Raw genomic sequence first — 24647 nt, forward strand, 5'->3', positions numbered from 1 at the left:
TTCACTTGATTATTAGGTTGGGGGTAATGTTCAAATGTTTCAAAATAGTATGAAACAAAGAATGACTTGGGAAGAATTTCACGGTCCGAACCTCGGCTATGTGCTGGAGCTTTACGATCAATACGTCAAGGATCCAGAAAGCTTGGATGCTGATTTAAAAGAGATGTTTGACGAACTTGGAGCTCCCCCGGGCGATATAAGGGCCGCCTCTCTAAAAAACGAAGAGGCAGATTTCACGGCTGGATCTATTCAAAAAATCGCATCAGCGATAAAACTCGCAGAAGATATTAGAACCTATGGCCATTTAAACGCTTCCGTCAATCCACTGAGAAAAACACAAGAGAAACAGGAGCTTTTTCCTCTTGCTGAGTACGGGTTAACTGAGCAGGATGTGAAAAAAATTCCGGCGTCTGTCATATGCAAAGATGCCCCTAAAGAAGTAACAAACGGTTTAGAAGCCATTCAGTACTTGAGAAACACATACAAAAAATCGATTTCTTTTGAATTTGACCATGTGCACATTTTTGAAGAGCGCAACTGGCTGATGAAAAAGATCGAATCAGGGCAATTATTCGCCCCGAAATCGAAAGAAAAGCTGGTGGAAGTTTTAAGAAGGCTGACAGAAGTTGAAAGCCTTGAACAGTTTCTCCACAAAACCTTTGTCGGGCAAAAACGCTTTTCAATAGAAGGACTTGATGCGCTTGTTCCCATGCTGGATAATATTATCGCCAAGTCCGTTTCGGCAGGTACGACAAACGTTAATATCGGTATGGCGCACAGGGGCCGCTTGAACGTTCTTGCGCATGTGCTCGGAAAACCTTATGAAATCATTTTTTCTGAATTCCAGCATGCGCCGAACAAAGACCTCGTTCCGTCGGAAGGTTCGACAGGGATCAATTACGGCTGGACGGGTGACGTAAAATATCACCTCGGCGCCAACCGCCAGATTCAGGATGAGCATACGAAAACGGCGCGCATTGCGCTCGCGAACAATCCGAGCCACCTGGAGTTCATCGATCCGATCGTTGAGGGTTCGACAAGAGCCGCCCAGGAAACGAGAACGGAGAGCGGCTATCCGGTTCAAGACGTTAAAAAATCGCTGGCGATTTTGATTCACGGCGATGCGGCATTCCCAGGGGAAGGCATTGTCGCGGAAACGCTGAATTTAAGCCAGCTTAAAGGTTATCAGGTGGGCGGAGCGATTCACATTATCGCCAATAACATGATCGGCTTTACGACGGAAAGCAATGAGTCAAGATCGACGAAATATGCAAGCGACCTTGCAAAAGGTTTTGAAATTCCGATCGTCCACGTCAATGCGGATGATCCTGAAGCATGCCTTTCAGCGGTTCAGCTCGCTGTTGAATACCGCATGACTTTCAACAAAGACTTTTTGATCGATCTGATCGGCTACCGCCGTTTCGGCCACAATGAAATGGATGAGCCGTCTGCAACGCAGCCGATGCTGTATGATGCGGTCAGAAAGCACCCGACCGTCAAGAACATCTTTGCTGAAAAGCTGATTCATAACGGGATCGTCGATAAAGAAACCGTCGACAAAATCGGGGACGCTGTCATGAAGCGTTTAGAAGAAGCCTATCGCAAAGTGCCGGCCAAGAAGGAAGACATGACGCATGAAATCGTTCTTCCCGAGCCTGTTTCCAACGGTTTTCCTGATGTTGACACGTCGGTTGATGTTGAAACTTTGCGCAAAATCAATCAGGAGCTTGTTTCATGGCCTGAAAACTTCAACGTTTTCGATAAGCTAAAGCGAATCCTCGAAAGGCGCGCCAAAGCGTTCGACGATGACCGAAAAATCGACTGGTCGCTAGCAGAGGCAATGGCTTTTGCGTCCATTTTGAAAGACGGCACACCTCTAAGGCTGACCGGGCAGGATTCAGAACGCGGCACATTCGCACACCGCAACCTTGTCCTTCACGACAGCAAGACAGGGGACGAATTCATCGCACTGCATCACCTTGCAGATACGAAAGCGTCATTTGCGGTTCACAACAGCCCGCTTTCTGAAGGGTCCGTCCTTGGCTTTGAATACGGATATAACGTGTCTTCGCCGGAAACGATGGTGATCTGGGAAGCGCAGTTTGGCGACTTTGCAAACGCGGCGCAAGTGTACTTTGATCAGTTCATTTCTGCAGGAAGAGCGAAATGGGGACAAAAATCAGGGCTCGTTGTTCTCTTGCCGCACGGCTATGAAGGGCAGGGACCTGAGCATTCAAGCGGAAGAACGGAACGCTTCCTTCAGCTGGCGGCGGAAAACAACTGGACTGTAGCCAACTTGACGAGCGCTGCCCAGTACTTCCATATTTTAAGAAGGCAGGCGAAGATGCTCCTTCGCGAGGAGATCCGCCCGCTGATCATCATGACGCCGAAAAGCCTGCTGAGAAATCCGAATACCGTGTCAGAAGTGCAGGAGCTCAGCGACAGCAGCTTTAAGCCGGTCTATGAAATGTCAGGACTTTCCCATCAGTATGACAAAGTGACGCGCCTCGTCCTTTCAAGCGGTAAAGTTTCGATTGACATCAGCAGCCATTTCAATAAAATGGAAGGTGAAAAAGATTGGCTGCACATTGCACGGGTTGAAGAGCTGTATCCGTTCCCTGCAAAGCATATTAAAGCGATCTTCAGCAAACTCCCGAATTTGGAGGAGATTGTCTGGGTACAGGAAGAACCGCAAAATATGGGTGCATGGAACTATATTGAGCCTTATTTAAGAGAGATTGCTCCAAAGGACGTGAAGGTCCGCTATATTGGCAGAAGAAGACGTTCAAGTCCGGCAGAAGGAGATCCGACGGTTCATAAAAAGGAACAGGAACGCATTGTATCTGATAGCTTGACTCGCAAAAATTAAGGGGGAACTAAAAAATGGCGGAAATTAAAGTACCTGAATTAGCGGAATCAATTTCAGAAGGAACGATAGCCCAATGGCTGAAACAACCGGGAGATTATGTAGAACAAGGGGAATTCCTGCTTGAGCTTGAGACTGATAAAGTCAACGTGGAATTGACGGCAGAGCAGTCCGGCGTTCTTCAGGAAGTGCTGAAAGATTCCGGTGACACGGTTCAGGTCGGCGAAATAATCGGAACGATTTCAGAAGGCGAAGGAGAAGGAGGCAAATCAACGGCGCCTCAAGCTGACGCTCAAGAAAGCGCCGGCGCTTCGGAAGAGAAGGCAGCCTCGTCTGAAAAGACAGCCGAACCTCGCGAAAGCGCGAACGATGAGGCGGATACAGCCAAAACAAGAACAATCGCTTCTCCGGCTGCCCGAAAACTCGCCCGTGAAAAAGGCATCGATTTATCGGAGATTCCTGCCGGTGATCCGCTCGGAAGGGTCAGAAAGCAAGATGTTGAATCTTATCAGAAGAACGAGCAGCCGCCAAAAGCTCAGCCTGCACCAAAACGTGAAACACAGGCGCCGGCCGCTAAACAAACCGAAGATACAGGTAAACCGGTAGAGCGTCAAAGAATGTCCCGCCGGAGACAGACGATCGCCAAACGCCTCGTTGAAGTTCAGCACACCGCCGCTATGCTGACGACATTCAACGAAGTGGACATGACGGCGGTCATGAACCTAAGGAAGCGCCGAAAAGATCAATTTCTTGAGCAGCATGATGTGAAGCTCGGATTCATGTCATTCTTTACAAAAGCTGTTGTCGCCGCGCTGAAAAAATATCCGCTCCTTAATGCGGAAATTCAAGGCGACGAGCTTGTGATCAAAAAATTCTATGACATCGGAATCGCTGTTGCTGCGCCGGATGGCCTCGTCGTGCCGGTCGTGCGCGATGCAGACCGCAAAACCTTTGCAGATATTGAAAGGGATATCGGAGAGCTTGCGAAGAAAGCGAGAAACAACAAATTGTCGCTCAACGAGCTTCAAGGCGGCTCCTTTACGATCACAAACGGAGGAACGTTCGGATCACTGTTATCGACTCCGATTTTGAACAGCCCGCAAGTTGGTATTTTGGGCATGCATAAAATCCAGCTGCGCCCTGTGGCAATTGATGAAGAGCGTTTCGAAAACCGCCCGATGATGTACATTGCATTATCGTACGACCACCGGATCGTCGACGGTAAAGAGGCGGTCGGCTTCCTGGTTACGATTAAAAATCTGCTTGAAGATCCTGAACAGCTTCTGTTGGAAGGTTAAATCAAGAAAAAAGCTTTGGCCGCACGTACGGTCAAAGCTTTTTGTTTATCATCTGCGGGGCAGGAGAATGATTGTCATTCTTCTGCTTATTTGTTTTTTTGCCCCAATATGTCGCAAGCCATGAGCCTGAAAGGTTATGCCAGACACTGAAAACAGCACTCGGAACAGCGGAAAGAGGGGAGAAGTGCGCCGTTGCCAATGCCGCGCCGAGACCCGAATTTTGCATGCCGACCTCAATGGCTACAGCTTTTTGTGATGCATAATCCATTTTAAAGCACTTTGCCAAAACAAAGCCAAGGAAAAGCCCGAGGCCATTATGAAGAACGACGACCGCAAAAATCAACAGCCCCGATTGAATAATGTTTTCCCGGTTGCCTCCGACGACCGCCGAGACGATGGCGACGATGCCGAGAACAGAGACGAGCGGAAGCACCTGCACAGCTTTTTTTACTTGTTTTTTAAAGAAAAATTGAACGATCAGCCCGGCGATAATCGGGAACAGCACGGCCTGCAAAATCGACACGAACAGCGAGCCCGGAGATACCGGAAGCCATTCTTTTGCGAAAAATAAAATGAGAAACGGCGTTAAAAAAGGCGCAAGCAATGTGGATACCGTTGTAATCGCCACTGACAGGGCGATATTCCCCTTCGCCAAAAATGTCATGACGTTTGATGCCGTTCCCCCGGGGCAGCATCCCACTAAAATGACCCCAACCGCTATTTCGGAGGGAAGACCGAGTCCATAGGCAAGTCCAAAAGCGAGCAGCGGCATGACCGTATATTGAACCATCACACCGATCAGCACATGCAGGGGACGTCTCAGCAGCTCTTTAAAATCGTCCGCTGACAATGTCAATCCCATGCCAAACATAATCACGCCAAGCAGGATGGTAATATAAGGGATAATCCAGGTGAACTGCGTCGGAAAGGCAAAGCCGAGAACCGCAAACAGAATCACCCAAATGGCGAACGTTTTTCCTGCAAATTGACTGATTTTGATCAAATAACTCATAAGTCCAGCTCCTCACATCTGTAGAAAATATAACATTCTCTTATTATAATTAATATTCTGAATAATTCAATACTAGTAAAATGCCAATTTGTTTTAAATAATATTATTATGTAAACTGAAAGAAATGTTTGAAAACCTTGACGAATTCGTTTATGCTTTTTAAAATGATAGTTTGTAGCCATATGCAATTAGACCGAGAAGAAGAGGTGCTTAAGTGGAAAATAAACAAAATATATGGTCATCAAAGCTTGGATTTATCTTAGCTTCGGCCGGCTCGGCAATCGGGCTCGGCGCGATATGGAAGTTTCCTTATGTCGCCGGAACAAGCGGCGGCGGAGCATTTTTACTTATGTTTATTCTTTTTACTTTATTGATTGGGCTTCCGTTATTAATGGCGGAGTTCATTATCGGCAGAAAGACTCAAAAAGATGCCGTTGAATCCTATAAGGAGCTGGCGCCCGGCTCGCTTTGGCACTGGATTGGACGCCTCGGCATTATCACGTGTTTCATTCTGCTGTCTTTCTATAGTGTTGTCGGCGGCTGGATCATCATTTATATTATTAAAGGGCTGACCGGCGAACTGTCAAGAAGTACGGATTATGCCGGTCTTTTCGGGGAGACGATTGCAAATCCGTATCTCGTTCTTGCGAGCCAGTTTGCATTTATCATGATAACGATCCTTGTCGTGTCCAAAGGAGTCAGAAGCGGGATTGAAAAAGCGAGCAAGTTTATGATGCCTGCTCTGTTCATTATTTTTCTGCTGTTGATCATCCGTTCGCTCACACTTCCCGGTTCAATGGAAGGATTGGAGTTTTTCTTAAAACCTGACCTTTCCCATATCACAGCCAAAACGGTGCTGTTTGCGCTTGGACAATCCTTTTTCTCGCTGAGTGTCGGTGTTTCCGTTATGGTAACGTACAGCTCTTATTTATCGAAAAAAGAAAACCTTGTACAGTCGGCCGTTTCAGTGACATTGCTCAATGTATCTGTAGCGATTCTTGCCGGGTTTGCGATTTTTCCGGCCGTTTTTTCATTCGGATTATCTCCTGATGCCGGCCCGATGCTGTTATTTAATGTGCTACCGTCAGTCTTTCATAAGATGCCTTTAGGAATCGTCTTTTTATTGGCGTTTATGCTCTTATTTTTATTTGCTACACTGACGTCCGCATTTTCAATGCTTGAAATCCTTGTTTCTTCCTTGTCAAAAGGGGATCCTAAAAAAAGACAGGCTTTCGCTTGGGCCGGAGGAATTGCGATTTTCCTATTCGGAATTCCTTCAGCATTATCATACGGCGTGCTTCAGGATGTATCGATTTTTAATCTATCCATTTTTGATGCGGCGGATTACCTTGTCAGCAATATTTTAATGCCGCTCGGCGCTTTGCTCATCGCCGTTTTTGTGCCGCTCAAAATCCCGAAAGACGAGCTTTTTGCCGAATTGAAAGAGGGTTCTAAAATCAGCAGAAAATGGTTTGCAGCATGGCTTTTGCTGATCCGCTACGCCGCTCCGATCGTTATTATTGTCGTCTTTTTGGACGTCATTGGCGTATTTTAAGATTGAATTGTTTATAAGGCCGGACAAATCCGGCCTTTTTTTCATGCAGACAGTTTGAGTGCCGCTAATGATAAGCATCGCGGTATGATCGGTTTAATAAAGGAGGGAAGGAAAAAATCGACTTTTTTCTGCGCAGACATATTAAAAAAGCCTGCCGATGAATTCGTTTTTGACGATTTTACCGGCAGGCAGAAGAGGGGGATACTTTGACTTTGATTAAGGCTTGCGAAATGTTACAGTTTGGCCGTTCCGATCAAACCAGCCTTTAAAGGCCCAGTTAATCCAGCCGCCATCTCCCTGGTTTGTAAATTGTCCGCTTTCAAATACCCAAATGCCGTAAATCACGCCATGATAGTTGGCAGATCCATAAAATTTTACTCCTCTTAAACCATTATGATAGCCTTGGCTTAAGTTGAACACCATGACATTATATCTTTGCCCTGCAGAGTAAAAAGCAGTTTCCATGCAGTTTTTGACGAAACCGCTGCGGTTATTGCTTTGGACGATAGCATCTCTAATCGAGTTTCCGATTCCTAAGAGATCGAGGCCGATGTTGAGATTAATAGCGGAAGTTTTAAACTGTTGTTTTTCCTGGTCCAATGACTGATTGAGAGATGTGGGTATAGACATAGAAGGCAAGGTTGTAACAGCACTGTCCGTATGTTTTGATTCTTTCGCTTCTGATAAGTACGGGAGACAAGTCAAACCGAGCATGAAGGCTGTAAAGAAAGCAAACATTTTTTTCATGATTAACCCTCCTAAAATAAATTTCCATTTTTCAAAAAACTGACCAGCTGAATCAGACAAACATCGACACCTTGTTCACTTATTCCCTCCCTTCTTGTAGAATAGCTTAACGATTTTTAGAATTAGAAGAATGAGGAAAAACGACTATTTTCCAAATAAATCAAAAAATGTTCACATTTCATACTTAAGGCGCAAATTTGGGATATATTGATAGAGTATTGCGGATTCGCTTTTCCATAAGGGGATTATCATAATAACAGGTTCAAAAAGGTGTACGGATGCGGGATTTCTCTTCTGAATCTGCTCGAGCATCTCCGTGTATCGGTTTTGAAAATCCTGAGAATAAACAGGAAACTTTTATACATTATCTCTTTACATATGATAGAGGAAACATGGATGCGGCATTGACAGTGATAAGGGATCGGTACTCGGCTCGATACGGCCGGTGTTGACGGCGCCTGGCGCCGAGAAGAGAAAGGTGCGAGAGGAAAAGCTCGTCCGCTTTTTGAGGCATTCTTTTTCATCTCTGATGACGGGAAGGCCGATGTCCGGCGTAACAATCGAAACAAAAACAGGACTTCAATAGTTTGAAGTCCTGCCATTTGAAGTTATATCAGAACGGCTCCCATAGAACGCGTTTTGCTGTCGCAAACCGCCTTTCAGGTTCTCTCCAGTCAACGACATTCCACCAATTATCGACGTATTTTGCCCTTTCATTTTTATATTGAAGGTAGTATGCGTGTTCCCATACGTCGAGCGGGAGAAGGGGGATCACATCCCATTGGCTCATCAGCTGATGTTTTTCTGCGATCAGAATTTCCAAGCGGTGTGAGCGAGGCGCCCAGACAAGGATCGCCCAGCCCACGCCTTCCACCTTTTTCGCCGCTTCGGAAAATTGTTCTTTAAAGGCCGAATAGCTGCCGAAAGAACGGTTAATCATCTCCAGCAATTCGCCTGTCGGCCGCCTTTTTCCTTTTGGGTGCATCGCGTACCAAAATATCGTGTGCAAATAGTGTCCGGCTCCGTGGAAGGCGAGCTCTCTTTCCCAGTGATTGACAAGGTCGAACTGTTTGGTTTGCCTTGCTTTCTGCAGTTCTTTTTCAGCTTTGTTCAAGCCGTCGACATAGCTTTGGTGATGTTTTGTATGATGAAGAAACATAATTTCTTTTGAAATATAAGGCTCAAGGGCTGAATACGAGTAGGGCAGGCTTGGCAGGCGGTGGCCTCCGATCGGCACTGTTCTGAATGGCTGCCGGCCTGCTTGAGACGCATCACTGCGGGAGATGGCTTGATACACGGCTTCTGCCTGTTCATACCATTCCTGTTCGGTCGCACGAGGATCATCCAGTGATTGAAAAAGTTTTTCTAAATGACTTTCTAAAGAAGGATCATCTTTCATCTGGTCTTTCAGATCTTTGGCCCATGACGCTATTTTTTCTTTGTAAGCATTCAATATGTCTCCCTCATTTCCGCTTTTTTAATAAATGCGCTTGAAGCGAGCAATGAAAACACAAAAGGATAACTGTGATAGCGGATGTAGAATTGTTTCGGCAGCCCGATTCCCGTCGGGTATTCGAGTCGCTCAGGCGAGCTTTCGTGATCATCGGTGAGAAAACGAATCCCTTTTAAGATCTTAGGGTCATCCGGACGCTCATATTGCAAAAGCGCCTCCAGCGCCCATGAAGACTGAACAACTGTTCCAAAGTGAAGAGGCACAAAATGCTTCACTTCACAGCTTTTGCAAGATTCTCCCCAGCTTCCGTCTTCGAGCTGGATCGATTTAAGCCAAGAGACCGCTTTTCTGACAGACGCGTGGTTGCGGGAAATCCCGACGGCTTTCATTCCGGTGAGTGCGGCCCATGTCCCGTAAATAAAGCAGACACCCCATCTGCCATACCACGAGCCGTCAACTTCCTGATGGTGATCAAGCCACCTTAGAGCGCGTCTTACCGCGGGATGGTCATCTGTCAACCGCTCTTTAAGTCCGAGCAGATGAAGAATGCGCCCGGTCAAGTCTGCAGTTGACGGATCGACCGCTGCGTCAGCGGCAGATTCGAGCGGCAGATTTCGAATGAGCGGATGGTCAACGTTTTTTTCAAATGCTGCAAACCCCCCGTCCCTGTTTTGCATGGATAAAAGCCAGGTGAGCCCCCGGTTCCAGGCAGCCGGACGCTTTTGAAACGGAATTGCTTTTAATGCCGCAGCGGTATCATCCAAATCGGGATTATTTGTATTGATGTGTGAAAAACCCCACCCTCCCGGTGCCGCTTGAGGGTTTGAGACCGCCCAGTCCGCTTTTTTCACATGCTGTCTTTTGAGAAGGTAGTCCGCTGCCGATGAGATGGAAGAATGTTGTTCAGGTATTCCGGATTCCTGCATGGCATAGCTGATGAGCGCGGTGTCCCAGACAGTGGAAGTTGAGTTTTCCAAATGGAAGCCTTCCTCTCCGCATGATGAAATAAGGCTTTTGATTCCGCCGACTGCTTTTTTAACAACGGGGGCGTTTTTTGATATTCCCATCGCCAGCAGGCTGTAAATCATGAACATGGTCGCGCTCGCATAGCTGTATAGTGTTCCGTCTTCTTCGATTCTGTCCAGCATATATTTTTTGCCCGCTTCAAATCCGAGCTGATGGACATAAGCCGGCCATTGAAAGAGCTGTTTCCATTGCAGATTGAAAGAATAGAAGGTTCTCTCGTCAAAAGAGCGGATGTTCAGCCAGTCGAGAGGATTTTTTGACATGGCTTCATCCAGGTGCTGAAGCGAGCCGATTTGGTTGTTTTTTAAAGAGAATCGTCGATTAAACGTAATGGCCATCGGGACAAAATGAATTCTTGCGTATGTGCTGAAATGGTAAAAATGAAGCAGGAAATAGGGCGGGATCAGTAAAAATGAAAGCGGAATATAGGCTCTCGGCCATGGATACAGCCCGTTGGCAGCGAGCATCCACTTCGTCATAAAGTGCACATTCTTCAAACCGCCTGCAGCCTTAATAAAAGCCTCGGCTTTCTGCATATGCGCATCTCTCCGGTCATAGAGCCCCGAAGCCAGCATCCCGGTATAGCCCTGGACGGTCGCGGTCAAATTGCCTGCCGTTTCATCCGGATGATTGCGAAACGCACCGTCTCCGCTCTGCTTCGAACGGATTCGTTCAGCAAGACTTGCGATGAGAGAAGAGTCCTGATCGCCAAGCGAAGTCAGCATCAAAATGAAAAAGCTGTCTGTCATCACGGGCCCTTCAAAACAAAAACGCCATGACCCATCAGGTCTCTGTCTATTTTGAAGCTTTGCGAGCGTCTTTTGTCTGAAAGCTTTCACGTCTTCTAGTAAAGAACGCAATCTTCTCATCTCCTTCATTTTACTGTATTCATTTCGGAAATGTGTCATGCCAACCGGATGAAAACAGAAGAACAGCGATTTTGAAGATGCGATGAGCATACAAGCATCCGTCAGCATGGGCATGCGTGAGCATAATCAGGAGGTCATGAATATCTTCATTTACCTACATTCCATTATCAGGTATTGTAAATAGAGAGACCTTAGAAACAATGTTTGGGGATGTTGCTGAATGAATATTGAACAGATGCTGTATGACACCGCAGTCGAATTGATCAAAAAGAGGTATCCGACCGGATGGGGCGGGGCAGCCGCCATGTACACCGAAGACGGAAGAATCTTGACGAGCGTAGCGCCGGAAGTAATCAACGCTTCAACCGATTTATGCATTGAAACGGGCGCCATTCTCGAAGCCCATAAGTATCAGGCAAAAATTTCGCACTCCGTTTGTGTCGTGAGAGATGATGAACATTCCGAATGCAAGGTATTAACGCCGTGCGGGGTATGCCAGGAAAGACTTTTTTATTTGGGGGCCGGATCTTAAAGCAGCTGTAACTGTACCGGATTGGCGTCTGGTCTATAAATCTTTAAAGGAAATACAGCCATACCATTGGTTTGCTGCGTATCAAATGTAGTAGGGGAGGGGCGTTCGATGTTCGAGAGCTGTAGAGTTTATCTCAGGCCTGTTGAAAAAGGCGATATGGAGAGCTTTTATAAAGCCGCTCAAAATGAAGACATCAGGTATATGACGGGCACGACACGTGAATTTGCGATGGAAGACCTTTATGAGCATTACGAGAGAATCACAAGCGATGAGACGCGCTATGATTTTGCCGTCTGCTTAAAGGAGGACGATCGTTTGTTAGGCGATCTGTCCATCGTTGAGATCGACCGGACAAATCGAAAAGCGGGGTTTAGAATCGCTTTGCACAGCCCCGCTTATTTGAACAAAGGCTATGGTTCTGAAGCGGTGCGGCTGGCCATGCAGTTTGCATTCGAAAGGCTCGATCTTAACCGCCTCCAGCTCGAAGTCTTTTCACACAATATCCGCGCGCTGAAAGCATATGAAAAAGCCGGATTTAAAAGGGAAGGTACGGTCAGGGAGGCTCTTTATATGAATGAGCAGTACTCGGATGAAATCATTATGGGGATATTGAAGCGGGAATACGAAGAGCTGATATCCCGCTGAATCAGAAGGCGCGCAGCATGTTATTCTACTGAGCGCCGCTTTGTTCATTTGCTAAACCTTCTGACATGTCCATCATCGTAAGCAGCAAAACGGTTTTCTTCCTGTATACAGTCCGCCAGACTGATTGCGTGCGGGTTTTTTGGCGAGGGATAACCGCATTTTTCAAATCAGGCAATTTGATTAAAAACCCTGATACGAAAAAGAGTCCTGCTGTAAACACTGTCAGCGTGTGAGTCTGGGTCAAAACGGTTAAATAGCCGCCTAGCCCCCAGCCTGCTGCCTGAACAAACTGGTTGACCGTTACGATGCTTCCCGATGCAGCCACGTAATCGCGCTTTTTAATCGCTTGATACAGTAAACCTAACTGTGCGGGGGAATACCAGGAGCCGACAAAGCTTTGCAAAAACAGCAGCATATAAATGATATAAGAGGGTAAGCCCAGCGATTGGCATAAGCCGATGCATAATGCGCAGACCGCTCTGAACCATGTTGAATAAGCGGCCGTTTGCAGCAGGTCTAGGCGCTGAATAGCAAAAGCAGCCATCGCTCCGCCTAATACACTGCCGAACGAGGATAAAGCCAAGACCAGACCCGATCCGAATACAGAGTTCGTTTCCTTAAATACATCGACCATGACGATGATCGTCATCAAAATCGATCCGACAGCCTGTGCTGTTTGTGACGCCCATATGTATCTAAAGCTTTTTTGATTCCAGAGGGTTTTGCCAAGAGAGGAAGAATACACGATTCTATCATTCCAGTCGATTTAAACTATCATCTATTTTACCATATGTATCTATACATGTTTATTATTATAAAAAGAAAACCGCCCTGATCGACAGGGCGGCTGCAGAAACTCATGTCTTGCGTTATTCGCCTGTATGAATCCAGACGCTTTTTACTTCTGTATAGTTATCCAGAGCGTATGAGCCCATTTCACGTCCGAGTCCCGATTGTTTGTAGCCGCCGAATGGAGATGCAGCGTCAAAGGCATTATAGCAGTTGATCCAAACGGTACCCGCTTGCAGACGGTCGGCGATATAGTGGGCGTTTTTCAAATTTTCCGTCCATACGCCAGCAGCAAGGCCGTATTCGCTGCGATTGGCCCGTTCGATGACTTCATCTACCGTTTCATAAGGGATCGCCGCCAAAACAGGACCGAAGATTTCTTCTTTTGCTATTGTCATCTCGTCTTCGACATTGGTGAATACAGTCGGAGAAACAAAGTATCCCTGTTCATAAGGGCATGTTCCGCCGGCTGCGATTTTCGCACCCTCCTGACGTCCTTTTTCAATATACGAGAGGACGCGTTCGTGCTGCTCTTTGCTGACAAGCGGTCCCATTTGCGTGTCTTCATGAAGGCCCGCACCCTGGCGGAGCGATTTGGAATATGCGGCCATTTCATCGACGACTTTGTCGTATTGATCTTTATGGATGAACACGCGTGATCCCGCACAGCACACTTGGCCTTGATTGAACATGACGCCGGTTAGTGCGCCTGGAATCGCTTTCTTCAGATCGGCGTCAGGGAGGATGATATTCGGCGACTTTCCGCCGAGTTCAAGGGTCACCCGTTTAACCGATTTGGCCGCTTTCTCCATGATTTTTTTGCCGATTTCCGTTGATCCTGTGAATGCCAGTTTGTCAACAAGGGCATGATCGGTCAGAGCTTCTCCGGCCGTCTCACCGAAGCCAGGAATGATGTTGATGACGCCTTTCGGGAAGCCTGCTTCATCGATCAGTTCCGCCAAATACAGAGCGGAAAGCGGCGTTTGTTCCGCCGGTTTTAAGACAACCGTACATCCGGCTGCAAGGGCGGCTCCCATTTTCCACATGGCCATCAGAAGCGGGAAGTTCCAAGGGATAATTTGCCCGACAACTCCGACAGGCTCATGTCGTGTATAGTTGAAATAAGGTCCGTTAACAGGAATCGTCTGTCCGGTTATTTTCGTCGCCCAGCCCGCATAATAGCGCATATGTTCAATTGACAGCGGAATATCGCCTGCGGTCGTTTCGCTGATCGGCTTCCCGTTATCCAGCGTTTCAAGCTGAGCCAGTTCGTTTTTGTGTTCCTCCATCAGATCGGCGAGTTTGTACATCAGCCGGCTTCTTTCGGCCGGGTTCATCGTCCGCCACTCACCGCGGTCAAAGGCTTCCCGTGCAGCTTTTACCGCTTTGTCCACATCCTCGGGACCTGCTTCATATAAGGTGGCGAGCGTTTCACCAGTCGCCGGGTTTGGGGTCTCAAACGTTTTGTTTGAGGCGCTGGCTACAAATTCCCCGTTAATATAGAGCTTCTTTGTTCCCTGCAAAAATGACTCCAGCTTTTTACTGACCTGCATTGTTAATGAACTCATGTTTGTCAAACAAACCTCCTTTGAAATTTTGGTCTGTCTTCGGGTGAGTTGTCTTGATGCTGGTTTGTCTTTTGATTCGGTCATTGCGCGGATGAAAGAGGGATATATTTCTGATTTTGGAACTATACACCACCATTCTATAACAGGGAATGAAACCAAATCAATATTCAAAATCACATTCGCCTCCAGATCGCATTGCATTTCGGCGAAAAAACGCTACAATGGAAACTATACACGTATGAAAAAGGAGACATCCACATGATTCACGAAAAATGGCAGAACAATAAAACCATTAAAAAAGTAAAGTGCATACATACCGATGCCAAAAAGTACATTGTCAACAGAGCGCTGACCGTCGGTAGCGTATACGAGGTCAAAAACGAAACGGAAGAGTTTCTGTTTATCATCGATAATACAAACAAAGTCGGCGGCTATTACAAAGAATACTTTGAAGAAGTAAAAGCCTGAATCAATTCGCACGGGTCATCAACAGCAATGAATGGTAGTTGAACAAAAACCGCACGCCTTAAAAAATCGGCTGACTGAATCAGTTGCGTGACCGAAGCAGGAACAAGTGCCTGATATGTACATAAAAGGCATAATAGTCAGAAGAGAACCGCAGAGGAAGAACACCTTGCTGCGGTTTTTTGTTTTATCCGTTATCCACCTTTTGATTGGTAGCAAACGAAAAATAAGCTGAAAAAACTGATAAAAAGTTGAAACCTCACGCGTCCGCCGGGCGTATTAATTGATAGTAAACACAAACATATAGCGTTAAAGAAATGTAATCTGCTCGTAATTGTTTATAAATCAGGGTTATCGTATCCTTATTAGTAACTGACAGCATACTTTGCCTTGTGCATAAACATAAATTGGACATATAGAAAGAGGGGTTTTGATTGGGCGTTTTTTCAGCAAGCAAGACAGCAGACGGCAAAAAATTTGAACCGCTGCTCATAGAAGGAGAAAAAATTGAATCGGTTTGCAGACTGAGGATAGATCAAATTTGTTTTACGAACAAGCGGATTATTTTTTTTGATAATAAACTGTTTTCCAAAAAGAAAGTCCGCGTCTTTCTGCCATACAGATCGATTGAAGGCTTTGCGATCAGAGAAGTCAGCATGTTCAATCCAGACAGTTCTCTTTCTCTGATGACCAGCAGCAAAATCTTTGACCTGGAATTTACGAAGGATACCGACATGCTTGAAATTCAAGCGCTGTTATCAAAATACTTATGTGCATAATCTCACCAGGCTGTTCAAACGCTATTTTGCGAACGAACGGTCTTTTTTTTGCGGAGAAATGCAGGTTTTCCCTTTCGGCAATCGGGTAATGAAAAAGAAAGGAGGATGATCAACATGGCATTGACAGAGGAACAAAAACAGCACCTTTACGATAAATTAATGAGCTTAAAAAACGAAATAACAGCTGCAAAGTCTGAGGTGCAGCCGATGAATGAAGAAACAGGCGAATTGTCAAACGGTATTGACAATCACCTTGCCGATCACGCCGGTGTGTATACCGAACGAATGAGGGACCAGGCTTTCCGGCAATCGGACGAAGCTTTGCTGAAAGAGATCGAAGACGCTTTAAATAGGATGAAAGACGGCACATACGGAAGGTGTGAAGCAACCGGAAAAGAAATCCCTTATGAACGCCTTGAAGCGGTTCCATATGCGCGAAGAACGGCCGAAGCTCAAGCGGAAGCAGAAACAAGGCATGAAGATCGTACAGGGAATGACCGGCAATTTACACAGCAGATGAAGGATTTGACGAATAAAGAAACGATGGATCAAAAGCATTCATACGTTTATGAACGGCTTGACCAGGAGCAGGACTCCAAATAAAGCGCCCACATGGGTGCTTTTTTTTGGGCCAGAAAAATAAATGAGTTGACTTTCTGTTTAAAAGAAAGTAACATACTATTTGTAAGTAAATATTAAAACGTTAGCACCGGGAGGAAATTAGAATGTCTAAAGTATTGTTTGTTAAAGCTAATGACCGTACAGTTGAAGAAGCTGTATCTGTAAAACTTTATGAAGCGTTTCTTAACAGCTATAAAGAAAATCATCCAAACGATGAAATTGTAGAGCTTGATCTTTACAAAGAAAACCCGCCGTACCTGGGCAGAAATGCTATTAACGGGACATTTAAAGCAGGAAAAGGCATGGAATTGAACGAGGAAGAAAAAGCAGCTGCAGCTGTAGCGGACCGTTACTTGAACGAATTCGTCAAAGCCGATAAAGTTGTTTTTGCTTTCCCATTGTGGAACTTTGCTGTTCCAGCTGTACTTCACACTTATGTGGACTACTTGTCCCGCGCAGGAGTGACGTTTACATACACTCCTGAAGGACCTAAAGGCCTGATGGGAGACAAGAAAGTTGCTCTGTTAAATGCCAGAGGAGGCTTCTATTCTGAAGGACCGATGGCTGCAATGGAAATGTCATTGAACTACATGAAAACCGTCATGGGCTTCTTCGGTGTTCAAGACCTGCATACCGTTGTCATCGAAGGACACAACGCTGTTCCTGACGACGCTCAAAAAATCATTGAAAACGGTTTAGCAGAAGCTAAAAAGCTTGCAGCATCATTTTAATTGTGAAACCCTTGTTCCGCTTTTGGAACAAGGGTTTTTTATTTATGTCGGTTGTTTCATGCTTAATAAATAATAAACATAGTCTGTCGGCACACCTGCTTCACCCATCTGTCTCAGCATCGCTGAAATGTTGCCTCTGTGGTACGTGCCGTGATTGACCACGTGGTGAAGGAGTTCGCTAACAGGCGTTTTGATTTCGCCGAGTGCAGGATGTGCAATCGTGATTTCACCATCGGGGTCTTCAAGATTTTCAAAAAATGTTTCATATTGACGTGCCGTGTCCTGAAAGATGGAGACGAAGTCATCGATCTTTTTTCCCTTTAACTCTTCTTTCAGCCGCATGCCGGTTTCCTTTGCTTCCTCGTAAGCGGCTCCGGATATTACTTTTAGCCACAAGGCATCAGCCATGCACATATGGGTAACGACCTCAGAAACAGATGGAAAAACGCTTTGGATTTCCCGGGTGAACAGCTCTTCAGGCAGGCTTTTCAAGTGGCTGAGCATCCTTTGATTCGCCCAGTTGTGATAATCTAAATGCTTTAATGCGCGATGTGTCATATTTCTAGTCCTCCTAACTTTTTTAATATCATTTCGTGAAAAAGACGGATATTCCTTTAAACGAGGAAAAAAATACCTCGGGTCATAAAGAATAAAAAAACCTGCCGACCGGCAGGTTCTTGTGCTTAGTCTTCGTCCTGTTTTTTAGATGGGGTAAACGGGTAAAGCTCTTCCGATGCTTCACTTTGATACTGTAATGAGCCTGGCTTTTCCCGATTTTCGTTTTTCGTTTCGCCCAAAACGTTGGCTTCCATATAGCGGTGGAAGAAATATTCGAACACTGTGACGCCGATCGCTGACACAATTGAAGCTGCAGCTAGCGAACCATACGGCGGATTATTTTGCATGGCGAGAATCGCCCAGATCAGCACGAGTGAAAGGCCAAAATCTCCCATTGTCGCTGTTGTATTGTTTGTTCTCGGCAGCAGAAGAAGATCTCCGATCAGATAGGAGATCACACCTAAAAACAATGTCAAAACAAACATTTCGCCGAATGGAACGCCAAAAAACAGAGTTAGCACCACATATAAGAGGACAAGGCTCACAATGAATTTTAAACACAATGCTCTTACATGCTTCATTTCGTTTCCACACCTTTCAGCTTATTTTAAAGCATTCCTGTTTTGCTGCTGTTTATTGCTTTTGTTATCCTGCTGGAATGCGCTTTCTGTTTCGTGGTCGTTTTTCAGCTGCTCAAGGCTGCTGTTTTGAATGCCTTTCTTCTGCATGGTCTCACCACCTTTTTCACTATATTTTGGATTGTTTTTGCTTTCTTATACATATCACGAAAAAAGCAAAAAAGAGGGGCATCCCTCTTCCTGAAAGCCTGTCATTTTTTTCTCAGTCCTGCCGCGTATGCAGGGCCCATTCCGGTTATTTTTGACAAAATGAACGCCATATCATGCGGCGTCTCTTTCATGCCGTTTTCCAGCCATTGCTGCATGACGCTGATATGAGCGCCGGTTATGTAGGAAATCAAGTAGTCCTCCGGTACGATCGGATCCGTCTTGATCGCTTTTTTCAGCCGTTTTAAATTGATGCTCAAAACCGATTTGAATTTCAAACGGAAAGAACCCGGGCCTTTAGGGCCTAAAATTGCTTTCATAAAAATTTCGTTTTCTCTTATATATCGAAAAATGTCGACGACGAACGTCAGCGGATGGTCAATCACATCCTGATTTAATGTGTCCATTGAGTGAATCGAGCGTTTAGCAATGTTATTGATCTCTTGGATAATTTCCTCCTCGCTTTGCTCCAGCAAATCGTATTTATCCTCGTAATGCAAGTAAAACGTGCCGCGGTTAATATCGGCTTTCGTTGTAATGTCCGTGACGGATATCTCTTCAAACGTTTTATTTTTCATCAGTTCAGAAAGTGCGTCTCTAATCATTTTTTTCGTGCGCTTTACCCTGCGGTCTTTTTTTTGTCCAGTCATACAAATCCTCCTGACGGTCCATGATAATCAACAATGTCCATGTTTGTGTTGAGAACTTAACATTTGCTGATTGATTGTTCATTGCATTCGCCTCTTGTGCAATTATAATAAACATGATGAATATTAATCAACACAGTGTTCAAAAGCATGCCTCTTAAGACAAAGTGTGTTGAAAGTCAGGCCAGGGCAAAATAAATCGTCCAATATGAGGCGTGGAATTGCTGCAAAAAGCGGATCTAAGGAGAGGATAGAATGGAGAAATATGTGCTGTATTTCAATGAAATCGATCAATTTGCCTTGCCCTATGTCGGCGGAAAGGGGGCGAACCTCGGGGAAATGACAAAAGCGGGTTTTCCCGTTCCAAAGGGATTTTGCCTATCAACTGCCGCCTACCGCGCGTTCATACAAACAAGCGGCATCATCGACAGCCTGCTCGATCAGCTTGGACAGCTCAAGCATGATGATCTTGAACAGATTCGGATTGCGGGGAAGCAGATTCGCGAGCATCTTGACCAGATTCCCATACCTGACGAGATCAAATCGGCGATATTGGAAGGCGTTGATACGACCGGCAAAGATAAAGCCTATGCCGTCCGCTCCAGTGCTACGGCAGAAGACCTGCCGACGGCTTCATTTGCGGGGCAGCAGGATACCTTTTTGAACGTCTGCGGAGAAGATCAGCTTCTTGATGCAGTGAAACAATGCTGGTCCTCTCTGTTTACGGACAGGGCGATTTCCTATCGCGCGAAAAACGGTTTCGATCACCGCTCTGTCTTTCTTGCAGTTGTCGTGCAAGAGATGGTTTTTCCCGAGGTTTCCGGAATTATGTTCACTGCCGACCCGATCACGGGGCACCGCAAAACGGTTTCCATCGATGCCAGCTTCGGTTTAGGTGAAGCGTTGGTGTCCGGAATTGTGAGCGCTGATCTGTATCAGGTTCAGTCTGGTGAAATCGTCAAAAAACAACTTTCGAAGAAGGAATCGGCCATTTATTCAGTGCCGGAAGGAGGGACCGTTCAGAGAATTCTCTCTCCGGAAGAACAACAAACACAGGCTTTGCCGGATCCAAAAATCGTCGAATTGGCAGAACTGGGGCGCAAAATCGAGGCTCACTACGGCAAGGAACAGGATATAGAATGGGCTTTTGCCGGCGGCAGTTTTTACATTCTTCAAAGCCGGCCGATCACATCCTTATACCCGGTCGTACACGTTATTGATGATAAGCCGCACGTATTGATTAATTTTGGCTATATTCAAATGATGACCGATCCGCTGAAACCATTGGGTGTATCGGTGATCAGCCAAGTTCTCCGATTTTTAAAAAAAGACCCTTCGACACAGCCGATTCTTCGCGAAGCGGGAGGAAGAGTGTTCGCCGATATTACGGGTGCTCTTTCCCTCAGATTCGCCCGGAGCCGGCTGCTTAAAGTATTAAATGGTATGGATCAGCTGATGGCATCTGCTGTATCGGAGGTAGTCAAGCGCAAAGAACATCAGCTTAATTCCATATCGATAAAAGGCATGTTTCATATTGCCGGGAGATTGGCGCCGATTTTGATTCCGGCAGCATTAAAGGTCGCCGGAATCCTGCTGATGAAAAACCCCGATAAAGCCGAGAAAAAAGCGGAATGGATCATTGAAGCGATCGTGACGGACACCGAGGAGAAGCTTAGCCGGACTTCCGGCGCTGAGACGATCCGCGTCATCCAAAAAGGAATGGAAAGGATGTTCCAAGACGTGCTTTCAAAAGTCGCTGTATATGTCTTCAGCGGAATGATTGCAGCCGGATCGCTCGAAAAAAAGCTGAAAAAAGAGCTGGAGAACGAGAAAAGCGCTATTTTACTGGGGAAATTGTATAAATCTCTGCCTCATAATGTCACAACGGAAATGGGGCTTGAGCTAGGGGATCTTTCCGATCAGGCGAGGAAGTATCCTGAAGTCATTGACTATTTCAAGCGTGCAGACAGCGAAAACTTTATGGAAGAACTGCTCAAAATCCCCGGCGGCGCCGAATTGAAGTCCAGTTTAGATGGTTTTCTCAAAAAGTACGGGATGCGGTGCGTGGGAGAAATCGATATGACAAGGCCGAGATGGGCAGAGGCTCCGGTTCAGCTCGTTCCGTCCATACTCAGCCATATTCGGACGACTGCCCCAGGGGAACACAGGAGGAAATTTAAACAAGGCGAAATGGAAGCGGAAGAGGCAAAAAAGGACATCATCTCTCAATTTCGTTTTCCGGAAAAAAAGAGAGTCTCCCGGCTTGTTCATATGTATCGAAGCTTGATGGGAATGCGGGAGCATCATAAATTTACACTTGTCAAATTGATGTTTTTATACAAAAAAGCCATTCTTAAAGAAGCCCGCACCCTCGTAGAAAAAGGAATCCTCAATTGTGAAGACGATGTTTTTTACTTTACGCTTGAAGAGCTTATTGCACTATTAGAGAATCGCGGCATCGGGGATATTCCGGAATTGTTAACAGACAGAAAACGGCAGCATATGTCCAATCAAAAGCTCACATCCCCCCGTGTGATGACAAGTGAAGGGGAAATCATTACAGGGAGGCTGCGAAATGCAAAAAGTCCCGAAGGAGCTCTCACAGGGACACCGGTTTCTGCGGGCATCATCGAAGGAATCGCCAGAGTTGTGAAGAGCCCTGAAGACGCGAAGCTGAATCAAGGGGACATCTTAGTGGCACCGTATACTGATCCGGGCTGGACTCCGCTTTTCACTTCAGCGGCCGGACTGATTACGGAAGTGGGCGGCATGATGACTCATGGTTCAGTAGTGGCCAGGGAATACGGCATTCCTGCGGTCGTCGGAATCGACAAAGCGACAGACATTATAGAAGACGGCGCCTACATCCGAATCGACGGAACAAACGGGTTTGTTCAAATATTGAACAGTGACGGCTCATGAGCGCTTATATTGATATTTGATGCTTATACGAATCCCTGATATAATTAAAAAGGAACAAGTGTTCGATTCGAGTGTCAAGGTGAGCAAAGTGTTGAGAGCTTTCAATGAACAAGGCAGATTCATGAAAGAAGAAGCTAGTCAAACCAATGAAAATGAAGGAGAAATGGATGTCGCAAAATGGAATTGTTTTAGTAGCCAGTGTATCAATCTTACGTGAAGATAAAGTCTTGATGATAAAAGAGAATAAGCCTACCGCCGCTCATAAGTGGAACTTTCCGGGCGGACGTATCGAATATGGAGAGGACATTCTCCATTCAGCTCGAAGAGAAGTTAAAGAGGAAACTGGATTGGACGTAAAGCTGATTGCCGCTGCTGGCGTATATAATTTTATCAGTAGGACGAAGAATCAAGTTATTTTATTTCATTTTATTGGTGAAGTTACCGGAGGTTCTTTCAAACTCGAAGAAGATGAAATTTCAGACAGCAAGTGGATAAAAGTAAGTGACCTTGTAACATTTGAGAACGAAGACTTACGAGAACCAAATGTAATAAAGCAAATCATTGATAACTTATTAAAAGAGAATGTACACTCAATGAGCGTGTATCATGAGCAACTGATTCAATAGTTCTTATCCAGCTAACAGAGACGTTAGTTGAACAAGTATAGAGGAAACCCTAATCATAGGATTTCCTCTATTTTCATGCAATATCAACATTAAAATTCAACAGAGCCTAAATCAAAAAAGCCAGCCTCTTAAAAAGGCTGACGAAGTCGTTCTTACCAGCTTGCTTTTTTAACGCCGGGGATATGCCCTTTGTAAGCAAGCTCACGGAAGCAGATGCGGCACAATTTAAACTTCCGAATCACGGAATGCGGTCTGCCGCAGCGTTCACAGCGGGTGTACTCTCTGACTTTGAACTTTTGTTCCCGTTTTTGTTTGATAATCATTGAAGTCTTGGCCATCTTTTTACCTCCTTCATTTTAAATTCATCGATTTATATAAATAAAAATAGAATTTATTTCTGTAAACAATTTATTATAACATTTAAAATATCGTTTGTAAATTAATTCAAAAGACTCGCTTTGCAGATAAAAAGCGAAAATGAATCTCATTGATTAAAGCAATTAAACGATCCCGTTTCTCCTTAAAAAGCGGCATATTCTATCAAAAAAGACCCACGCCCATCGATTGACTGATCTGCCATCCCTAAGATCGATGTGTCCGCTTGCTCGATCTGATGATTTGGATTGAGCGGAAAATAACCGATTTGCATCATTACGAAGCAGCGGGAAATTTGTATACTGGCTTCAAAGAAAGGGGGGAGGATAGAGAACAACGGTATTTAGATTTTTGTCTCATTGTCTGGCACTCCACTATACAATGAAACGAAGGAAGAATCTAACACAGCAAGAAAGCGCTGCAGAATTTGACAGTCTTGTGATTCGACTCCAGCCAAAGAAACAAATCACTTCGATTCCGCAACACCAGCTCCCGCTCTAGATCAAGCTTGAAAACGAATCACGGAATGCAGGGCTGTTCATTTTCACATGAACCTCGATGTTTGAGGGATGACATTGCCGCTGTGTCCATGAAAGCGGTGCCGACGGCGGAAATGGTAAACGCGTCAAATGTTATAAGCGGTAAAATGGGGAAAAGGTGTGCCGGCTGCACACCTTTTTTTCAGCGGCGCTACTTTTGGCTGACCGCTATTTTAAGTCCAATCAAAGCAAATAAAGACCCTTCCAGCAAATGAACTTTTTTGGCGGCTTGCGGACTGCTGCGCAGCCGGCCTCCGACTTTGTCCGCAAACAGGCTGATCATCACAAAGATCACAAACGCTTGAATTAAAAATAACATGCCGTAAACGAGCATTTGCGTTGTCACGCTGAAGGTGCCGGGGTGAATAAATTGCGGAAGAAAGGCAAGGAAGAACAATGAGACCTTCGGGTTTAATAGATTCATCACAACGCCTTTTTGGTATAAAGCCCTGTGGTTCAATGAATCTTTTGCTTCAAGATTGAAGTCGGCGCTTTTTTGCCGGAAAGACTGGTAAGCTAAAAACAACAGATAGGCTGCACCTGCATATTTCACGATCGAGAAGGCGACAGCTGATTGATAGATCGCAGCAGAAATACCTGCTGCAGCCGCCGAGATGTGGACGACTAACCCTGTGCATAGTCCGCATGCGGTTGCTATACCTGCTGATTTTCCCTTTGAGATGCTCTGTGCCAAAACGAACAAGTTGTCAGGGCCCGGCATAAGTGTAAGCAGTACAGCCGCACCCAAAAACGAAACGATCGATATCACATCCATCTGTCCAACTCCATTTTCATTAGTATTTTTTTATTATACTATCAGAGAAACTCTCTTTTGAGTGAAAAGGCGGGGAAAATGGACGGATTTTTAGTTTCTTGTATTAGTACAAGTTTGTGCTAATCAACATATTTTGATAGTGAAGAATGAAACTCAAGGAAGGGAGAAGTGCTTATGTCTTACTGCAAAACGCGCGTTCTGCCGCCAGTTGTGCATCCTACCAGGTACTGTGAGGATCACAGATACTCTAAAACGATCGTTCCTCACATCCATCCGCAGCATATTAAAAAAGTGGATCATCAGAAATACGAGCATGTTCACTATTATCCGCATTCTTATTCAAGCTATAAGCCGGTTTATCATGATCACTCTTACTGCGGTAAACCTTGTAATCGCTACGAAAAATACTAACCTTTCCGGAAGAAAAAATTCTTCTCATGAAAAAAGGCCGTAAGAAGCGTCCT

Annotated in this window: 23 protein-coding genes and 1 pseudogene; 12 read left to right on the plus strand and 12 right to left on the minus strand. The window is 45.5% G+C overall.

The window, feature by feature from the left end:
• Positions 1 to 34 precede the first annotated feature (34 nt).
• Both sucA and odhB read left to right on the plus strand, forming a co-directional pair.
• Entirely contained in the window at positions 35 to 2869 is a 2835-nt protein-coding gene (sucA, locus tag QMZ64_RS02210) for a 2-oxoglutarate dehydrogenase E1 component (RefSeq protein WP_265626780.1), read from the plus strand.
• A 14-nt stretch (positions 2870 to 2883) separates the two neighbouring features.
• Entirely contained in the window at positions 2884 to 4164 is a 1281-nt protein-coding gene (gene odhB / locus QMZ64_RS02215) for a 2-oxoglutarate dehydrogenase complex dihydrolipoyllysine-residue succinyltransferase (RefSeq protein ID WP_265626781.1), read from the plus strand.
• 31 nt (positions 4165 to 4195) lie between these two features.
• Here odhB and QMZ64_RS02220 read toward each other — a convergent pair whose 3' ends face one another.
• Complete coding sequence (locus QMZ64_RS02220) at positions 4196 to 5176, minus strand: bile acid:sodium symporter family protein (RefSeq protein WP_301441117.1); 981 nt, start codon at positions 5174 to 5176, stop codon at positions 4196 to 4198.
• Positions 5177 to 5390: 214 nt separating this feature from the next.
• Between QMZ64_RS02220 and QMZ64_RS02225 the strand changes: the two genes are divergently transcribed.
• Positions 5391 to 6731, plus strand: coding sequence for a sodium-dependent transporter (locus QMZ64_RS02225; RefSeq protein WP_065643858.1), 1341 nt, complete (start codon positions 5391 to 5393; stop codon positions 6729 to 6731).
• 216 nt (positions 6732 to 6947) lie between these two features.
• Here the strand turns inward: QMZ64_RS02225 and QMZ64_RS02230 are convergent, their stop codons facing one another.
• The 3 genes from QMZ64_RS02230 to QMZ64_RS02240 form a co-directional block, all read right to left on the minus strand.
• Positions 6948 to 7478 carry a stress response protein YvgO gene (locus QMZ64_RS02230; RefSeq protein ID WP_065643859.1) on the minus strand — a complete coding sequence of 177 codons (531 nt, stop codon included), beginning with the start codon at positions 7476 to 7478 and terminating at the stop codon, positions 6948 to 6950.
• Between the two features lie 613 nt (positions 7479 to 8091).
• Entirely contained in the window at positions 8092 to 8877 is a 786-nt protein-coding gene (locus QMZ64_RS02235; protein ID WP_243941185.1) for a superoxide dismutase, read from the minus strand.
• Positions 8878 to 8927: 50 nt separating this feature from the next.
• Complete coding sequence (locus tag QMZ64_RS02240) at positions 8928 to 10817, minus strand: terpene cyclase/mutase family protein (protein WP_265626783.1); 1890 nt, start codon at positions 10815 to 10817, stop codon at positions 8928 to 8930.
• A 229-nt stretch (positions 10818 to 11046) separates the two neighbouring features.
• On the opposite strand from QMZ64_RS02240, the pseudogene QMZ64_RS02245 reads away from it, so the two are divergent.
• Positions 11047 to 11449, plus strand: a pseudogene (locus QMZ64_RS02245) (cytidine deaminase).
• A 17-nt stretch (positions 11450 to 11466) separates the two neighbouring features.
• Complete coding sequence (locus QMZ64_RS02250) at positions 11467 to 12003, plus strand: GNAT family N-acetyltransferase (protein WP_243940875.1); 537 nt, start codon at positions 11467 to 11469, stop codon at positions 12001 to 12003.
• 25 nt (positions 12004 to 12028) lie between these two features.
• Here the strand turns inward: QMZ64_RS02250 and QMZ64_RS02255 are convergent, their stop codons facing one another.
• Both QMZ64_RS02255 and QMZ64_RS02260 read right to left on the minus strand, forming a co-directional pair.
• Entirely contained in the window at positions 12029 to 12748 is a 720-nt protein-coding gene (locus tag QMZ64_RS02255) for an MFS transporter (protein WP_265626784.1), read from the minus strand.
• A gap of 124 nt (positions 12749 to 12872) precedes the next feature.
• A complete protein-coding gene (locus QMZ64_RS02260) occupies positions 12873 to 14360 on the minus strand; it encodes an aldehyde dehydrogenase family protein (RefSeq protein ID WP_265626785.1) in 1488 nt (495 codons plus the stop codon).
• Positions 14361 to 14618: 258 nt separating this feature from the next.
• On the opposite strand from QMZ64_RS02260, the gene QMZ64_RS02265 reads away from it, so the two are divergent.
• The 4 genes from QMZ64_RS02265 to QMZ64_RS02280 all read left to right on the plus strand — a co-directional run bounded on the left by QMZ64_RS02265 (position 14619) and on the right by QMZ64_RS02280 (position 16956).
• Positions 14619 to 14828, plus strand: a complete 210-nt coding sequence (locus QMZ64_RS02265) for a DUF6501 family protein (RefSeq protein WP_243940871.1) — start codon at positions 14619 to 14621, stop codon at positions 14826 to 14828.
• Positions 14829 to 15259: 431 nt separating this feature from the next.
• Positions 15260 to 15604 carry a PH domain-containing protein gene (locus QMZ64_RS02270; RefSeq protein ID WP_020451808.1) on the plus strand — a complete coding sequence of 115 codons (345 nt, stop codon included), beginning with the start codon at positions 15260 to 15262 and terminating at the stop codon, positions 15602 to 15604.
• Between the two features lie 114 nt (positions 15605 to 15718).
• Entirely contained in the window at positions 15719 to 16207 is a 489-nt protein-coding gene (locus tag QMZ64_RS02275; RefSeq protein ID WP_265626786.1) for a TraR/DksA family transcriptional regulator, read from the plus strand.
• Positions 16208 to 16329: 122 nt separating this feature from the next.
• Complete coding sequence (locus tag QMZ64_RS02280) at positions 16330 to 16956, plus strand: FMN-dependent NADH-azoreductase (protein WP_145645766.1); 627 nt, start codon at positions 16330 to 16332, stop codon at positions 16954 to 16956.
• Between the two features lie 42 nt (positions 16957 to 16998).
• Here QMZ64_RS02280 and QMZ64_RS02285 read toward each other — a convergent pair whose 3' ends face one another.
• The 4 genes from QMZ64_RS02285 to QMZ64_RS02300 all read right to left on the minus strand — a co-directional run bounded on the left by QMZ64_RS02285 (position 16999) and on the right by QMZ64_RS02300 (position 18949).
• Entirely contained in the window at positions 16999 to 17514 is a 516-nt protein-coding gene (locus QMZ64_RS02285) for a DinB family protein (RefSeq protein ID WP_265626787.1), read from the minus strand.
• 125 nt (positions 17515 to 17639) lie between these two features.
• Entirely contained in the window at positions 17640 to 18095 is a 456-nt protein-coding gene (locus QMZ64_RS02290; protein WP_265626788.1) for a YndM family protein, read from the minus strand.
• Between the two features lie 21 nt (positions 18096 to 18116).
• Positions 18117 to 18242, minus strand: coding sequence for a hypothetical protein (locus QMZ64_RS02295; RefSeq protein ID WP_020451800.1), 126 nt, complete (start codon positions 18240 to 18242; stop codon positions 18117 to 18119).
• Positions 18243 to 18343: 101 nt separating this feature from the next.
• Positions 18344 to 18949, minus strand: a complete 606-nt coding sequence (locus QMZ64_RS02300) for a TetR/AcrR family transcriptional regulator C-terminal domain-containing protein (protein ID WP_265626789.1) — start codon at positions 18947 to 18949, stop codon at positions 18344 to 18346.
• Positions 18950 to 19201: 252 nt separating this feature from the next.
• On the opposite strand from QMZ64_RS02300, the gene QMZ64_RS02305 reads away from it, so the two are divergent.
• Together QMZ64_RS02305 and QMZ64_RS02310 are read left to right on the plus strand one after the other, a co-directional pair.
• The gene (locus tag QMZ64_RS02305; RefSeq protein ID WP_265626790.1) at positions 19202 to 21868 is read left to right on the plus strand and encodes a phosphoenolpyruvate synthase; all 2667 of its coding nucleotides are present in this window, start codon (positions 19202 to 19204) and stop codon (positions 21866 to 21868) included.
• A gap of 167 nt (positions 21869 to 22035) precedes the next feature.
• Positions 22036 to 22494, plus strand: coding sequence for an NUDIX hydrolase (locus QMZ64_RS02310; RefSeq protein WP_265626791.1), 459 nt, complete (start codon positions 22036 to 22038; stop codon positions 22492 to 22494).
• 152 nt (positions 22495 to 22646) lie between these two features.
• On the opposite strand, the gene QMZ64_RS02315 is transcribed toward QMZ64_RS02310, so the two are convergent.
• Both QMZ64_RS02315 and QMZ64_RS02320 read right to left on the minus strand, forming a co-directional pair.
• Complete coding sequence (locus tag QMZ64_RS02315; protein ID WP_265626792.1) at positions 22647 to 22832, minus strand: type Z 30S ribosomal protein S14; 186 nt, start codon at positions 22830 to 22832, stop codon at positions 22647 to 22649.
• 727 nt (positions 22833 to 23559) lie between these two features.
• Positions 23560 to 24183, minus strand: coding sequence for a LysE family translocator (locus QMZ64_RS02320; RefSeq protein ID WP_265626793.1), 624 nt, complete (start codon positions 24181 to 24183; stop codon positions 23560 to 23562).
• A gap of 174 nt (positions 24184 to 24357) precedes the next feature.
• On the opposite strand from QMZ64_RS02320, the gene QMZ64_RS02325 reads away from it, so the two are divergent.
• Positions 24358 to 24594 (plus strand): CotD family spore coat protein, encoded by a 237-nt coding sequence (locus QMZ64_RS02325; protein WP_243940857.1) that lies wholly within the window; start codon positions 24358 to 24360, stop codon positions 24592 to 24594.
• Positions 24595 to 24647 lie beyond the last annotated feature (53 nt).

The sequence above is a fragment of the Bacillus sp. LB7 genome, from assembly GCF_030449715.1.
In the GTDB taxonomy this organism is placed as follows: domain Bacteria; phylum Bacillota; class Bacilli; order Bacillales; family Bacillaceae; genus Bacillus; species Bacillus paralicheniformis.